The sequence below is a fragment of the Mesorhizobium sp. M3A.F.Ca.ET.175.01.1.1 genome, assembly GCF_004791945.1.
Lineage (GTDB): Bacteria > Pseudomonadota > Alphaproteobacteria > Rhizobiales > Rhizobiaceae > Mesorhizobium.
This window is the reverse complement of record NZ_SRTP01000003.1, coordinates 110078-125597: the sequence shown is the minus strand read 5'-3', so window position 1 is coordinate 125597 and position 15520 is coordinate 110078. Positions and strand designations below refer to the sequence as shown.

At 60.3% G+C, this 15520-nt stretch carries 14 protein-coding genes; 3 read left to right on the top strand and 11 right to left on the bottom strand.

The genetic code is table 11. From position 1 onward, the window contains the following. Positions 1-72 precede the first annotated feature (72 nt). On the top strand, positions 73-1326 hold the full coding sequence (locus EN818_RS08555) for a CaiB/BaiF CoA-transferase family protein (protein WP_245518809.1): 1254 nt from the start codon (positions 73-75) through the stop codon (positions 1324-1326). A 56-nt stretch (positions 1327-1382) separates the two neighbouring features. Here the strand turns inward: EN818_RS08555 and EN818_RS08550 are convergent, their stop codons facing one another. Continuing rightward, the gene (locus EN818_RS08550) at positions 1383-2684 is read right to left on the bottom strand and encodes a D-serine ammonia-lyase (protein ID WP_135904295.1); all 1302 of its coding nucleotides are present in this window, start codon (positions 2682-2684) and stop codon (positions 1383-1385) included. Between the two features lie 224 nt (positions 2685-2908). On the opposite strand from EN818_RS08550, the gene EN818_RS08545 reads away from it, so the two are divergent. Then, on the top strand, positions 2909-3859 hold the full coding sequence (locus tag EN818_RS08545; RefSeq protein WP_189523781.1) for a DMT family transporter: 951 nt from the start codon (positions 2909-2911) through the stop codon (positions 3857-3859). Positions 3860-4029: 170 nt separating this feature from the next. After that, positions 4030-5235, top strand: coding sequence for a 3-oxoadipyl-CoA thiolase (gene pcaF / locus EN818_RS08540; RefSeq protein WP_135904291.1), 1206 nt, complete (start codon positions 4030-4032; stop codon positions 5233-5235). A 34-nt stretch (positions 5236-5269) separates the two neighbouring features. Here pcaF and EN818_RS08535 read toward each other — a convergent pair whose 3' ends face one another. The 10 genes from EN818_RS08535 to EN818_RS08490 all read right to left on the bottom strand — a co-directional run bounded on the left by EN818_RS08535 (position 5270) and on the right by EN818_RS08490 (position 15310). Continuing rightward, positions 5270-6103, bottom strand: coding sequence for a 2-hydroxyacid dehydrogenase (locus EN818_RS08535; protein WP_348631405.1), 834 nt, complete (start codon positions 6101-6103; stop codon positions 5270-5272). 232 nt (positions 6104-6335) lie between these two features. After that, positions 6336-7088 carry an SDR family oxidoreductase gene (locus tag EN818_RS08530; RefSeq protein ID WP_135904290.1) on the bottom strand — a complete coding sequence of 251 codons (753 nt, stop codon included), beginning with the start codon at positions 7086-7088 and terminating at the stop codon, positions 6336-6338. 10 nt (positions 7089-7098) lie between these two features. Next, positions 7099-8088 (bottom strand): D-erythronate dehydrogenase, encoded by a 990-nt coding sequence (gene denD / locus EN818_RS08525; RefSeq protein ID WP_135904288.1) that lies wholly within the window; start codon positions 8086-8088, stop codon positions 7099-7101. Positions 8089-8101: 13 nt separating this feature from the next. Further along, the gene (locus tag EN818_RS08520; protein ID WP_135904286.1) at positions 8102-8977 is read right to left on the bottom strand and encodes an alpha/beta fold hydrolase; all 876 of its coding nucleotides are present in this window, start codon (positions 8975-8977) and stop codon (positions 8102-8104) included. Between the two features lie 145 nt (positions 8978-9122). Then, positions 9123-9398 carry a hypothetical protein gene (locus EN818_RS08515; RefSeq protein WP_135860119.1) on the bottom strand — a complete coding sequence of 92 codons (276 nt, stop codon included), beginning with the start codon at positions 9396-9398 and terminating at the stop codon, positions 9123-9125. A 25-nt stretch (positions 9399-9423) separates the two neighbouring features. Further along, complete coding sequence (locus EN818_RS08510; protein ID WP_135904284.1) at positions 9424-9996, bottom strand: cupin domain-containing protein; 573 nt, start codon at positions 9994-9996, stop codon at positions 9424-9426. 170 nt (positions 9997-10166) lie between these two features. Further along, positions 10167-10706, bottom strand: coding sequence for a VOC family protein (locus EN818_RS08505; RefSeq protein ID WP_135904282.1), 540 nt, complete (start codon positions 10704-10706; stop codon positions 10167-10169). A gap of 50 nt (positions 10707-10756) precedes the next feature. Beyond that, positions 10757-12481, bottom strand: a complete 1725-nt coding sequence (gene araD / locus EN818_RS08500; RefSeq protein WP_135904280.1) for an L-arabinonate dehydratase — start codon at positions 12479-12481, stop codon at positions 10757-10759. A 34-nt stretch (positions 12482-12515) separates the two neighbouring features. Further along, a complete protein-coding gene (locus tag EN818_RS08495) occupies positions 12516-14084 on the bottom strand; it encodes an acetolactate synthase large subunit (protein WP_245518808.1) in 1569 nt (522 codons plus the stop codon). An 86-nt stretch (positions 14085-14170) separates the two neighbouring features. Beyond that, positions 14171-15310 carry an acyl-CoA dehydrogenase family protein gene (locus EN818_RS08490; RefSeq protein WP_135904279.1) on the bottom strand — a complete coding sequence of 380 codons (1140 nt, stop codon included), beginning with the start codon at positions 15308-15310 and terminating at the stop codon, positions 14171-14173. Between the last annotated feature and the right edge of the window lie 210 nt (positions 15311-15520).

The window sequence follows — 15520 nt, the reverse complement described above, 5'->3', positions numbered from 1 at the left end:
TATATTGGTAGCAAAACGGAATTTAATTTCAATAGTGAACCGCATGCGCAACGCCGACCCGGGAGGACTCACGTGACTACGCAAGACAAGCCGAAAGGTCGCCTTCCATTGGAAGGCATCAAGATTCTCGATCTTTCGCGAGTTCTGGCGGGCCCTTGGGCAACCATGAGCCTTGCCGATCTGGGCGCCGAAGTCTGGAAGATCGAGAACGTCGATGGAGGAGACGACACGCGCGCTTGGTCTGTACCTAGCTATAAGGGCGTCAGTACATATTATCTCAGCGCCAACCGTGGGAAGAGATCTTTGGCGCTCGACCTGAAATCAGAACAGGGACAGGAGATCGTGCGCGGTCTCGCAGAGCAGTGCGACGTGGTCGTGGAGAATTTTCGGGTTGGCACAGCTGAGCGCCTTGGCGTCGGCTACGAGCAGTTGCGAGCGATCAAGCCTGACCTGGTGTATTGCTCGATTACCGGATATGGACGAGACACTTCCGAGGCAAGGCGCCCCGGTTATGATTTCATAGCACAGGCCGAAAGCGGTCTCATGGCCATAACTGGAGAAAAAGGCGGTCAGCCTCTCCGCTTTGGCATTGCCATTACGGATATTGCGTGCGGGATGGTGGCAACACAATCAATTCTCGGTGCACTTTTTCATCGGGAGCGCACCGGAGAGGGACAGCACATCGACGTTTCGTTGATGGATTGCGCTCTCAATCTTCTTATCAATGTCGGAAGTGGGTTTCTTAACAGCGAAACGAAGATCGAGCGCTATGGAAACGCCCACCCAACTGTCGTGCCATACCAGATATTCGACTGCGCCGACGGGTCGTTTGCCCTCGCCGTCGGCACTGACCGCCAATTCAAGGCGCTCTGCCAGTCGGTGATAGGCAATCCCGGCCTTTCAGAAGATTCGAGATTCCAAACTGCCAATGCAAGAGCCAAGAATCGGGAAGTCCTCATCCCGATTCTCGAGGACGCCTTCCGCTCGGAAAGCCGGCAACATTGGATGGAGGCGTGCAGTGCGGCAGAAGTACCTGCCGGGATTGTCAAGACAGTTGAAGAAGCGCTGAATAGCAGGGGGGTCCAAGAGAGATCGATGGTGCAAACGCTGCAAAATCCGCACCTCGGCCCCGTCAAGCTGATCCGCCCCGCCCATGGACTGGCAGCTCAGAAAGATGCGGACTATCTCGCGCCGCCACTGCTGGGCCAAGACACGCGCGCGATCCTGAAGGATGTGCTCGGCTATTCCGACAAAACAATCGTTTCCCTTGAAGCCGCGGGGGTGATTTCGGGTTTCACGCAAACGACTGAGCGCGAGATCGCCTGACGCTTCGACGCGTGACACGGTGTAAGCAATGCGGGGGTGTCGGATAGTTCAGACACTCAGTCAGTAAGCGCGTGTGCCCGGACGAGAAAGCGCTCGCGCTCTGGCCCAGGAACCAGGGCGCCGCCAGTCGTCCAGATCACATGCGTTGATGCAGAGACCTTGTGCTCTATCCCGTGCCGGGACAGATAATCGCGGCCCACATTGCTCTGCGTCAACCGTACCGGGCCGGCAAAGGCCGACACTGCCGATGGTTCGACGTCAAGTCCCAGGACATCATGGGCGCGTCCGAGGAGGCGGAACGCCTCCTCGTCGGATACGGTAAAGATACCGCTCAACCGAGTCTTCATCAGCGGCGCGACCAACATGGAAGCTTGACCAACTGCCAGGCCGTCCAACTCGGTTCGATTGTCCAGGCCAATGTCATACACCGAAACTGGCTCTTCGGACCCTGAAAGCAGCTGCACTAACATGCAGGGCGATGCCACCGGCTCCGCAAAAAAGCAATGCACGTGTGGGCCAAAGATCCGCTTCAGGCCAAAGGTAATCCCGCCCGGTGCTCCGCCCACCCCGCATGGGATATAGACAAACAGCGGGTGATCCGAATCGACGGCAATGGCAGCTGTCTCGAGCTGGTCCGCGAGCTCCCGCGCAGCGGCAGCATACCCGACAAAAAGATCGATCGAGCGTTCGTCATCTACGAAATGAGCCCGCGGGTCCCGCTCAGCGAGTTCGCGGCCCTTCGCCACCGCTTGCGCGTAATCGCCCAAGTGCTCAACAACCTCGACGCCGCGGTCGCGCAACCTATTCTTCTTCCACTCCTTCGCATCGCTCGACATATGCACGACTGCGCGGAACCCCAGTGCGGACGCCATCATACCGATGCTCAGGCCAAGGTTGCCTGTGCTGCCCACAGCGACCGTGTATGATGAAAAAAGCGATCTTGCCGATGGTGTATCGAGTGCGATGAGATCGGCGCCCTCACTGGTCAGATTGTTCGCGATCGCAAGACGCTCAGCTAGCGCGATCACCTCGTGGAAGCCGCCGCGCGCTTTGACGGAACCAGCAACCGGTAAAGCGTGATCCGCCTTTACCATCCAGGAGCCGGCAATGCCCACCGACTGCCCATAAGGGCCTGCGTCAAGCAGTGCGGATGATATCACCGGCTCGTCGCTCGCCCGAATACCGAACCTAGCCGATAACAGCCGATCGGCGCGCCTCAAACGGTCGGCTGCGTCGTCGGCCTGGCGGAGAAGACCTGCCTCCGGATTGGTCGGCGCCACGCAGGAGTTAGTCCACAGGCAAGGCTCCCTGCTGCGCAGCGCCTGGTCAATCGGGAGGTTGGATAGGAGATTGGGCATTGGCGCGGCGTCCACTATTGAGCGATTGACATTTAGCGTCGCCACCCGCGTTGAGCAATGGAATTTTATTTCGATTATTGACTCTAGCCATTGCATAGGATCGTACTGGGATGCAATTGCACGGTGTTATCCCGTGCCCAGAAAATCTATCGACCAACATTCTGATGCATGACGATGGGCCGTTCATCTCGGAGGCGCACATGCACGTTTGCCGGGAGACCACTTTGAACGCCAAAGCCTTTCCGCATCTTCGAGCGGTCTGCTACGTTTTTTCGGGAACCCTCGTCTTTGCCCTGGTGTTCGCGTCGTCGAAGCTGACCGGCGGCGCCGTAGGGTTGGGGCCGATTATGTTCCTGAGATATCTCGGGAGCATTCTCGCCCTGGTGGCTTACGTGTACTTACGGGGTCAGTGGCCCATCGCGCTGCAAAGCCGTCGGTGGGGATTGCACCTCTTGCGCACCTTGTGCTCGGTCGGCGGAGTTGGTGCTGTCATCTACGCCTCGGCCAGGATGCCGATTCTAGATGCCACTGCTATCAGTATGCTCCATGTGATCGGCTCGGTCGCGCTGGCCACGATTATACTCGGTGAGCCGCTGACCGCTCGAGTACTCGGCGGCGCGTCGCTGTCGACGGCAGGAGGCGCGATCGTCATGATATCAGGCGGAGCGTTCTCAAGGGAGGGTTCCGACGTGCTTATTCCGGCGCTGGCTGCCTTGGCGTCCGCATTCCTGTTCGCGTTCGACGGGTTCTTACTCAAGATATCCTCGCGAACCGATAGCCCCCTAGTGACACTCGCGCATATGAACGTGTTTGCCTTCGGGTTGACATTGATCCCTTGCTTATTGTCGTGGAGCGACGTTTCCGTTGGCAGCTTTTCGCTGCTTGTTGCCTTGGGGCCGCTCGCCCTTGTAGGTCAGTACCTGGTCGTCAAGGGGTACATGATCGCGCCGCTTTCGGTTGTGGCGCCGATCGATCACACCCTTCTGGCCGCGTCTTGCCTCGTAGGTCTAGTACTGTTTGGCGAAATCCCCGGTCTGGGTGCGGTGTTAGGATCCGCGACGATCGCCGCGGGAGCCCTTCTTGTCGCAGCTGCTAAAGCAAAAAATCCGCGACGGAGCCCGACCGGTGCGTCGCCAGGAAACGGCGGTACGGGTTCAAATTTAGACCGAAATTAATTTCCGATTTTCGTCGCCTAGATGTTGTTTTTGACGTCAGAGCTCGATTAGGATGCATGTCGGAGGTCGCCCATTCGCCCGGGAATGGTTGTTGCTGCAGCGCCTGACTACCCCCTTGCGAGCGCGGTCATTCACGCTCACACCGCCCGAATTAGATGTCGTAGGAAGAAATGGCTGAAGCTTTCATCTGTGAATATGTCCGTACTCCCATTGGTCGTTTCGCCGGGTCCCTGTCTTCTGTGCGCGCCGACGACCTCGCCGCGGTACCGCTGAAAGCTCTGATGGCGCGCAACCCGTCGGTCGACTGGGCCGCTGTGGACGACGCCTTGTTCGGCTGCGCAAATCAGGCCGGCGAAGACAATCGCAACCTCGCCCGCATGGCGCTCCTGCTCGCCGGCCTGCCGCAGGAAGTGCCCGGCTCGACCATCAACAGGCTTTGCGGTTCGGGAATGGATGCCGTGATCACCGCGGCACGCGCCATAAAGGGGGGTGAGGCGGAGCTGATGATCGCCGGTGGCTGCGAATCGATGAGTCGGGCCCCCTTCGTCATGCCGAAGGCCGAAGCTGCGTTCTCACGCAACGCCGAAATCTACGACACCACAATTGGCTGGAGGTTTATCAACCCGCTGATGAAGAAGCAGTACGGTGTCGACCCCATGCCGGAAACCGCCGAGAACGTCGCGGAGCTGTTCGACATAACCCGTGTCGCGCAGGACGCTTTCGCGGCCCGTAGCCAGGCGAAGGCCGTCGCAGCGCAGGCGAGCGGACGGCTTGCCCGGGAGATCGCTGCGGTGACGATCCAGCGGAAGAAGGGAGAGCCTATCATCATATCCAAAGACGAGCACCCACGCGCCGACACCACCGTTGATGTTCTTGCGAAGCTGGCTACCCCGTTCCGCGAGAACGGGACCGTTACGGCCGGGAACGCGTCCGGCGTCAATGACGGCGCTGCAGCCCTGATCATCGCTTCGGAGGCCGCAGCGACCCGAAACGGGCTGACCCCGATCGCTCGTATTTTGGGCGGCGCAACCGCGGGCGTCGCGCCCCGGATCATGGGCTTCGGCCCCGCCCCGGCTACGCACAAGCTGTGCGCGCGACTTGGCCTGAAGCCATCGGACTTCGGCGTCGTTGAACTCAACGAAGCGTTCGCCTCACAGGGTATCGCAGTGCTGCGCGATCTCGGCATCGCCGAAGGCGCGGAGCATGTGAATCCAAATGGCGGAGCCATCGCGCTAGGCCACCCACTCGGCATGTCGGGTGCGCGAATTACGGGAACGGCCGCGCTCGAACTGCGCGAACGGAACGAGCGCCTCGCGCTCGCAACGATGTGCATTGGTGTCGGCCAGGGAATCGCCTTGGCACTGGAGCGGGTCTGACGGGCGACTGAACCAGCGGCCGCGCCGGCCGTGTTCATCTAGAGCCGACACATTCCGGAATCGGCGTCACCGCCCTCCCCTCGCTGAACCAGCTGACCAGGTTCCGCGCCACCAATTCGCCCATCAGGTGTCGCGTGTGGATCGTCGACGATCCGACGTGGGGCAGCAGGCAAGCGTTCGGCAGGTCGAGCAGTTCGGCCGGAACGCGCGGCTCATGCTCGAACACATCGAGCCCGGCCGCCAGAATCACACCATGGCGAAGTGCGTGCGCCAATGCGGCCTCATCCACTGTCGAGCCTCGCCCGATGTTGATCAGCACACCATTCGTGCCGAGGGCGGAGAGGATCTCTGCGTTGATGGCATGTGTAGTGCCTGGTCCCCCCGGAACAACGCAGACGAGCGTATCCACGCTGCGTGCCAGATCGAGCAGGGTCGGCTGCCAATGCCAGGGGACGTCAGGGACTGGCTTGCGATTGTGGTAGGATACCGCGGCGCCGAACGCCTCGAGACGCCGTGCAATTGCCCGACCAATGCGCCCGAGCCCGTATATTCCGAGCTTGCGGCCGCGCAATGTTCCCCTAGTCAATGGAAACGGACCCTCCAGCCACTGACCGGCCCGGAGGAACGCCTCCGCTTGGGGCAGCTCCCGCAGCGTGTTGAGGAGCAGGCCGATCGCGGCATCTGCGACCTCCTCATTCAGAATGTCAGGCGTATACGTAACGATGATGTTTTGCGACAGTGCCGCATCGACGTCGACCTTGTCGTAGCCGACACCCAGGCTCGAAATGATTTCAAGCTGCGGCAGGGCCGCGATGAACGGAGCTCCGGCCCCGCCCATCACCGCGGCCCCCCGCGCCAGCGCAGCCATTTCGCGAGTCACCAAGCCGGCGTCAGGCCGAGGCAGGACGAAAAGGTGGAATTGCGGTTCGAGCGTGGACTTCACGCTTTGAGGCAGAGGCCCAGCCACAATGAGGGCAACCCGCCCCCCGCGCATCGATCCGCTTTTGTTTCCCATGGATCCATCCCTCTAGCGGCCGTCAGCCCTCGCCCGGCGAGGGGCGCGCGGCCACCTGCGCCACGGGGAACATCGGAAGATAGAATTAGCCTCGCCCGACGAACGGCATGCCACTCGCCATCACGGTCATGAACAGAACGTTTGCATCGAGGCTCATACCGGCCATGTAGGCCACCCCTCTCGCAACATTATGGACGTCCATAACAGGCTCGGATCGCATTTGACCGTCGGCCTGTCGCACACCACTGGACATCCGTTGCGTCATATCCGTCTCGGCATTGCCAATGTCGATTTGTCCGCAGGCGATAGAATAGGCCCGCCCATCCAACGCGAGCGACTTGGTGAGTCCGCTGATAGCGTGCTTCGTTGCCGTGTAAGGCACGGAGCCCGGCCTCGGCGCGTGGGCCGAAATGGAGCCGTTGTTGATGATCCTGCCACCCATCGGGCTCTGATTGCGCATGATGCGGAACGCCTCTCGCGCGCACAAGAACGCTCCAGTTAGATTTACCGACACGATCCTCTCCCACGCATCGACAGGCACCTCATCGATCATGGCGTAGGGATGACTTGATCCAGCATTGTTGAAGAGCAGGTCGACGCGCGCGAAGGTCTCGACCGTGGTAGCGAACAGCTCTGCGACCTCGGCCGAATTCGAGACGTCGCACGTCTTTGCAAGCGCTCTCCCAGGAGGCACGCCAGATTCCGCGATCGCGGCGTTCAGCCGATCAAGCCGCCGGCCGCAAAAGGTGACGTTCCATCCCTCGCCGAGGAGGGCATGCGCGACTGCCTTTCCGATCCCGGTTCCCGCGCCAGTAACAATTGCAGTGCCTGTAGCCATGACTGTCTCTCTACCGATTGCCCACCGGCGCCAGACCATTCGGCATTTCCTCCTCGATGTAGATGCGAATGATCTCATCGAAGTCCGCCTCCGCGGTAAACCCGAGCTCCTTGGCACGCGTGGCCTGGTAACCCTTCGGCCATGTGCTCACGATGCGCTCGATCGCGGGATCGATCTCGTCGCGCAGCAAGCGCAGATACTGAGGTCCGGCGACGCGCGCCATCGCCTCGATCTGTTCGCCGACGGTGCAGAAGACGCCAGGCATATTAAGGCTGCGTCGATGGCCGACGCGGTCGCTGTCAATTTCTGCCGCATGAATTAGAAACCCCACAGCCGACCGCGGACTGGCGCTGCTGTGCACAATGTCCCGTGGTACCGGAACGACAGCCTCGACTCCGTTGAGCGGCTCCCGGATGATGCCGGAGTAAAACCCGGACGCAGCTTTGTTGGGCTTGCCCGGACGGATGCAGATCGCCGGGAGGCGGATCGAAACGCCATCAATAAAGCCCTTACGGGTATAATCCTGGACCAGAGCCTCAACGATCAGCTTTTGCGACCCGTAGGATGTCAGGGGCGTCGGCGCGAAGTCATCATCAATGAGGTCCGGTACCGGCCCGCCGAAAACCGCACCCGAAGAGGAGAAGACGAAGCGCGGTCGATTGCCCTGGGTCCGCAATGCTTCCAGAAGCGCGAGCCCGCCATGAAGATTGACGCGATAGCCGAGATCGAAATTGGTTTCCGCCTCGCCGGAAACGATGCTCGCTAAGTGGAACACGAAATCAGGCTTCGCCGCGGCGAGACGGTCTAAGATTGCAGCGTCGGCGATGTCACCCTGGAACGTGCCGATCTCCACCCCCGGAGCGTCGGGCGGCGTGCAGGGAAAGGCGTCGAAAAGATCTATCGCCGTCACGGGACGGCCAGCGAGGCCCCCCTGGTCGAGGAGCCGCTTCACTAACCTGCTTCCAAGCATGCCGGCCGCACCGGTTACGAGAACGCGCATTTGACCTCTCCGATTATGCCGAGCGGCCGTCCGCCAGCGCGAGAACTTTGCGGATGGCGGCGAGAGAAGCAGGTTCGTCGAGAAGTAGCGGATGAGCGCGGCCCTGCACGTTCACGAGCCAGGATGACGGCAGCGCCGCCGCCATTTTCTCGGCGTGTTCGCGGGTCAGGAACCGTGAGTTCTCACCCCGGCAAATCGCCACTGGAATGTCGCCGACCTTCACGAACTCATCCCATAAGCTCGGAGTCTCCGTCTTGACCCGCTCCCACTCCACGTGAATTCCGGGATCGAAGTCGCGCACCCATTTGCCGGGGGAGATTTCCCCGTAGACCAGCCGCGCGTACATCCGCCAATCGTCGAGACCGAAGTCCGGAAATCCCTTCTCATTCGGTACCCGCAGTTTCTCCGCAGCTTCGTCGAGGCTGTACTCGTCATGATCGGCAAGGGCGACCATCTTCTTGCCAAGCGGGTTGAATGTCTCGGTTCCCGTGTCGTTCGCAATGATGCCTCTGATGCGCCCTGGTCGGCTCGCCGCCATGCGCCAGGACATGAAAACGCCAATTGCTAAGCCCGCCAGCACCATTTGCTGGATACCGAGAGCCTCGGTCAGCCTCCAAACATCACCGACGAGCGCGTCGAAGCGATAGTCAGCAGGATTCGTAGACCGTCCACCTTTTCCCCGGCCCCGCGTATCGATGGTGATGATCCGCCTTTCGGCGGCAAGCCGCGGTGCAACGCGATCGAAATCGCGTGCTGTGCGCATCAGACCCGGGAGATAGACAAGAGGAACGGCGTCCGAGTGCGTGCGGGGTGCGTAATCCTTATAGAAAACACTCATCCCACCGCCGACGTCGAAATGATTTTCCGTTACCGTGAATGATTGTTCCATTGCTTTGTGTCCCGTTCTGGCAGCGCGTCGCAAGCGCTAGCCGATATCGCGCAATCAGTTTCAGAATCGCAGGATGAAGCAGGCGTCAGCGCGACAGCTCCGGCGCATGCAACCGAAGCTTGGCCGCGGCAGCTCTCGAAGAAGATCAGTTCGCGGCGCGACGCTCTTCGTCGGCAATGGCGCGCTCGACAGCTTCGATGACCGGCTGCAACTTGCCGATATCAAGTCCACGTCCCAGATAGGCGATTGGATAATGCATCGCGTCTTGCGCGAGATTTCGTCTCCTCTGGACGAGCTTGGAATGAAGGTTGCGCAGGTTTTCGGCGTGGTTGGGATGCTCCCCTCCTCCGCTTGCCTTGGCGTATTCGGCCTGATGGGCGAGAGTGTCGAGATCCTCGGGATTTGCCCTCTTCATTGCCATTTGTAAGTTCCGATCATCTTGAGTGTTAAAGAAGCGTCGACAGCAAGTCCGCCGAGTAGGTCTCTGGCTCGGTATTGCGAATACCGATGTCGGCGCGTTTCCATATCTGAGCAAGAGGCCCCGCTACGCCGAAGAATGGGTCGTAATCGATCACTGGTATTTCGCGCGCGCGCTGGCAGAGTTCGTAATACTCGTCCGGGAAACCCATCCGGAAATCGACTACGCCAAAGCCTTCGTGAAAACCGCCCGTTAGATCAAGGTCGTCGCTGAATTCGAAGCCGCAATGTCCGACGCCAGCGGGAATAACGATGACGTCGCCTGCATTGAGCTGCGATTTAATACCATTGTGGCCTCCGAATTTTCCGATGTGCACTCCCTTGGTCACACAAATGAATTCGTGGGCCTCAGTGTGGAAATGATGTCGCGGCCACATTCCATCGTGAGCGTGCCAAGCAGGGATCCACTTGTTCTGCCGCATAATGGCTTCCATCGTCGGGACATCCCAGCGGATGACGTTCCGGTATATGAGAAGCGGAAGGCGGGAATTCGGAACGCGCCCATTTCCTTCAAAGAAGTATTTCTCGATCGTCACCGTCATGGGAGCATGCCGCCTTCTTCAAAGAATCACCAACCGTGCTGCCAAAGTCGGAAAAGGCTTACTCTGCAGGAATAGCACAAAGATCACCGACGCGGCAGGATCGAACTTTAATTCCAATTACACCCAGGAGCCGGCGTGGGCAAGCTCAAATGAAGAGGAGGACAAATATGTCACGGAAGGATCGGATCGTTGCCGTCCCATATCAGGGCGGCCTGCTTGAGCCTCTCAGCGTGAGGGCTTCCTTCGGGTACCGCGATCAGTTCGACCAGGCCGAGCGGGCCCTCGAAGAACATCGTCTCGGTCCCAGTTGACGAGACATTCCGCTGCAGCCGACGCATCCCCGCTGCAACGAGCCTGCGCTCGTCGTCGAGGATGTTCGAAGTCCGCATGCCGACATGATGCACGCCTCCAGAAAGTGGCGCGTGATCGATGATGCTGGGGGCCTTTGAGTGCAACTGCATCAGCTCGATCTCGACCCCTTCCCGCCACGCAAGCGCGACGCTCAGATCGAACTCCGTGAACGCCCCCCGATATTCGCTCTCCACGAAACGGATGTGCGGGATCAAGCGGAACGGGCCAACACGCATGTGTCTGGCCCAGAACAGCACTGATTGCTCCAGATTATCCACCACATAGGCAATTTGTGAAATCGGAGGAAGAAAACCGTCCAGCGGGAGGGGCGTGCTCAGACTGCGGTCTACGGTCGTCAATCTCGTTCTCCCTTATCAATCCTACCTGAATTGGAGACGTGCCACGAAGCTTAATGGATCTCCGGCTCCGCCGTCGGCGCGTTACCGGTCAAGAAGTCGAAGTCGCAGCCAAGATTCGCCTGTGTGACATGACGGCTGTACATAACGCCGTAGCCACGTTCATACCTGCGGATAGGAGCGACCCAGGCCTTGCGGCGCGCCTCCATCTCCTGCGCCGATATTAGGACATCGATGCGCCGCCCATCGACGTCCATCTCGATGATGTCGCCGTCGCGCAGCAGGCCGATCGGTCCGCCGACGAAAGACTCCGGCGCAACGTGCAGCACGCAGGCGCCATAGCTCGTTCCGCTCATGCGGGCGTCGGAGATGCGGATCATGTCCCGAATGCCCTTTTCTAAAAGCTTTTTTGGAATGGGCAATTGCCCCCATTCGGGCATTCCGGGGCCGCCATTTGGGCCACTGTTTTGCAGCACGAGCACCGAATTCTCATCGACATTGAGACCCGGATCGTCAATCCGCGCAGTCATGTCGTTGTAGTCTTTGAAGACCAAGGCTGGGCCACGATGCTTCAGAAGCCGGGGCTCAGCGGCGGTCCGCTTGATGACCGCCCCGTCGGGAGCCAGGCTGCCCTTCAGGACGACCAGGGCACCGGCTGGCTCGACAGGATTGTCAAGCGGCCTGATGACATCGGGCAGATAGACCTCGAATGGCGCGATCGCCTCGCCGAGCGAGATCCCGCCGACGGTGCGTGTGGTCAAATCGAGGCGGTCCGCAATGACCTTGAGCGCCGCCCCAACGCCCCCGGCAAAGTGAAAATCCTCCATGAGGTATTTCCCTGAGGGGCGCACATTCACGATGAACGGCGTCTCGGCAGAAAATTCGTCAAAGCGCTCCGGATCCAGCTTTATTCCCGCCCTCCCGGCGAGCGCCACAAGATGGATCACCGCATTCGTAGAGCCCCCCATCGCGAGCGCAATCTTGATTGCATTGTCAAAGCTCGCCGGCGAGAGGATGTCGGATGGTTTCAGGTCCTCCCAAACCATGTCGACGATCCGTCGTCCAGACGCGGACGCCATCCTGGCATGCGCTGCATCGACCGCAGGAATAGTGGCGGCGCCAGGCAGCGTCATGCCGAGCGTTTCGGTGATCGCAGCCATGGTCGAGGCGGTCCCCATCGTCATGCAGGTTCCGGGCGAGCGCGCGATGCCGCTCTCGATGCCCTCTTGCATGGATTTGTCCGCATTGCCTGCGCGACGGTCGGCCCAGAATTTCCAAATGTCACTTCCACTGCCGAGGCGCTCGCCCCGCCAGTTACCGCTAAGCATCGGTCCCGCGGGCACGAAAATCGCCGGCAGGTTCATGCTGATAGCACCCATCAGCAGCCCCGGAACCGTCTTGTCGCACCCGCCCATGAGCACCACCCCATCTACCGGATTGGCACGCAGTTGCTCTTCGGCCTGCATCGAAAGTAGGTTTCGATAAAGCATGGTCGAAGGCTTCATAAATACCTCGCCGAGTGCCATCGCCGGCAGCTCGACCGGGAAGCCGCCGGCCTGGATAATGCCCCGCTTGACGTCGTCGACGCGTGTCTTGAAATGCGCGTGGCACGGGTTGAGGTCGCTCCATGTGTTTAGGATGGCGATGACGGGCTTCCCGTCGAAGTCATCGCTCGCATAGCCCATCTGCTTCATTCGGGCGCGATGGCTAAGCGTGCGCATATCGTCCGGTCCAAACCAACGCGCGCTTCGCAGATTAGAGGGATCACGTGCGGCCATGGGCACCTCCACTGGGACTAGTTCGCGACAATCGTCACCCGATCGAGAGTTCAATCACGAACGGCGCGTCGCTCTTGAAGCTCTGCTTCATCAGGTCACCGCAACGCTCCAGAGTGTCAGCGCGCGCCCCGTCAACACCCATGCCATTGGCGATCTTGATCCAGTCGATCTCAGGGTTGGAGAGATCGAGCATGTTCATGGCTGTAGGCCCGGGGGTTGCGCCGACGCCCTGATATTCGTCGATAAGGATCTTGTACTTACGATTGGATAGGATGATGGTTGTTACCGGGAGCCGCTCACGGGCCTGCGTCCAAAGTGACTGCAGCGAGTACATTGCCGAACCGTCCGCCTGCAATCCAATTACACGCCTGCCGCCGCCCGCGACCGCTGCCCCGGTGCCCACGGGCAGGCCATCGCCGATGGCACCACCCGTTAGATGCAGCCACTCATGAGCTGGCGCTGCAAATGTTTCTTTATAGAACCCGCGCCCGAAGGACACGCTTTCATCGGCCACGATTGAGGCCTCCGGCATCAGAGCCGCTACGGTGCGCGCAAGGCCCTCCGGAGTCACGGCGCCCCTCACAGCCTCCGGCCGTGGGCCAGGATCGGGTATGGCGACCTTCGGTGCGTTCAAAATTCCCGCAAGTTGGGAGAGCGCATCTAGCGCGCTCTGGTCGTAGCGCGACAGATGATGGAAAATCGTCTCCGGATTGTGATGGATCGATGGCTTGCCCGGATAGCCGAAAAAGCCAACCGGCGGCTTCGCTCCAACCAGTATGATATGGCTGAATCGCCAGAGTCCTCTCTTCGCCGCGTCGGCTGTATAGCCAACACGCTCGAGCGGGAGCCGCCCGCGGCCGCGCGAGATCCGGGCGCAGACATATTCCGCCAGCAGCGAGGCCCCGGTGGCGTGAGCGACACGGAAGGCAGCTTCCTGCGCATTGGCAAGGGTCGCACGCGCCCCGAGTAGGATGAGGGTATCCTTGCCGTGCTCGCGGAGAATCCGCGCGGCTGTCTCAAGGGCGTGCCGATCTACCTCGGTTGGCCCCTCATCCGGCAGCGGTTGTGAGGGCGTCCCGCCCTCGTCCCACGAGGCATCCGACGGCAAGATGAGAGTCGCGATTCCGCCGCCGTGTCGGCGAGCGATCTGCACAGCGCGCGCGCCGTCGCGCCCGACATCGCTGGACCGGGTGCAGGTGAAGACCCAATCTGAGCAGGCACGTGCGATCGCTTCTGTGTCCGTTGTTAAAGGCGCGTCGAACGACCTATGCCAAGTCGCCTGGTCGCCGACGACATTGACCATGCCGCTGCGTCCGCGTCGCGCGTTATGGATGTTCGAGAAGCCGTTGGCCAACCCGGGACCGCAGTGCAGAAGGCTCGCGGCGGGACGCTCAGAGATGCGATAATAGCCGTCGGCCATGCCTGTCACGACGTTTTCCTGAAGGCCGAGGATGCAGCGGATTCCGGGGATCTGGTCGAGTGCGGCGACGAAATGCATTTCGCTCGTCCCCGGATTGGCGAAACAGGTGTCGATTCCGCAATCGATCAGCGTATGTACAAGGCTTTGCGCACCGTTCATGTTGCCTTTTGCCGCTGCGGCCATGCACTGCTCTCCTGTCTATCTTCGTCTTGCGCACCGAATGCCAAGATGAGGCACTACCCTGCGACTTCGGGCGCACGGGCAGGGACTTAGTCGGCCGTCATTTCGCGCGCTATAATGATCTGCTGTATCTGGGATGTTCCCTCATAAAGACGGAACAGTCTGACATCCCTGTAAAAGCGCTCGACGGCCGAGGCTTGCATGTAGCCGGCACCGCCGTGAACCTGCACTGCGCGATCAGCAACGCGGCCCACCATCTCTGAGCAGAAGAGCTTGGAGGCTGCCGTCTCTTTGACAATCCGCTCGCCGCTATCATACCGTTTGGCCGTGTCGACTACCATGCAACGCCCGGCGTAAGTCTCGGTCAAGCTATCGGCGAGCATTGCCTGCACGAGCTGGTGTTCCGCGATTGGTTTGCCGAACTGGATACGGGTCCTGGCGAAGGCGCTCGCCTCATCGCACAGCCGCTCCGCAGCGCCGACACAAACGGCTGAGATATGAAGTCGGCCGCGATTTAGCACCTTCATCGCCGTCTTAAAGCCGCGGCCTTCCACCCCGCCGATAACGGCGTCGGCAGGAACCCGGCAGTCCTCCAGAATCACGTCGCAGGTCCGGGTGCCGCGCTGCCCCATTTTGCCGTCCACCGAGCCCAGGGACAAACCTGGCGCGTCGCTACGAACCAGAAAGGCGGTGACGCCACTTGGCCCGGGGCCGCCGGTTCGCGCCATCAGCGTAAAAACATTCGCAAGCGGCGCGTTGGTAATATAGCGTTTCGTGCCATTCAGGACGTAATGATCGCCATCTCGAACCGCACTGGTCTTGACCGAACCAGCGTCGGAGCCAACGTCCGGCTCGGTAAGCGCGAATGAACCGATAGCTTCCCCGGACGCGAGGCGAGGCAACCAGTAGGCCTTCTGGGCCTCTGTTCCGTCGACAATGATGCCCTGCGAGCCAATACCGTTATTCGTGCCGATCACTGAGCGGAACGCCGGCGACGCGTAGCCAAGCTCGAAGGCAAGCGCCACTTCTTCTTCCATGGTCAAACCCAGCCCGCCATACTCCTCCGGGATCGACAGACCAAACAGGCCGAGTCCTCGCATCTCCTGGATGATAGCGGGCGGCACTGCGTTCGACGCCTCAACCTCGTTCTCGGCAGGGATCAGCCGCTCCCGCACGAACCGTCGAACCGATTCCACCAGACCACTGAGAAGTTGTTCGTCTCTTATCACCGGACTCTACCGCCAAACCTGGAAATGCGCATTCCACGATGTGGACGTCGTTCTGCCACATCGCACTGAGGACATCAACAGCAATGGAACTAAATTCCACTTTTCTGCATTGCGACCTTCTGTGGGATGCTCTCGATTGGCCGATGACAAATGGCGGCAAGGCTCCATCGAAGGGTTGGTCACTCGTGTTCGAATGCACAGTGACGCCTC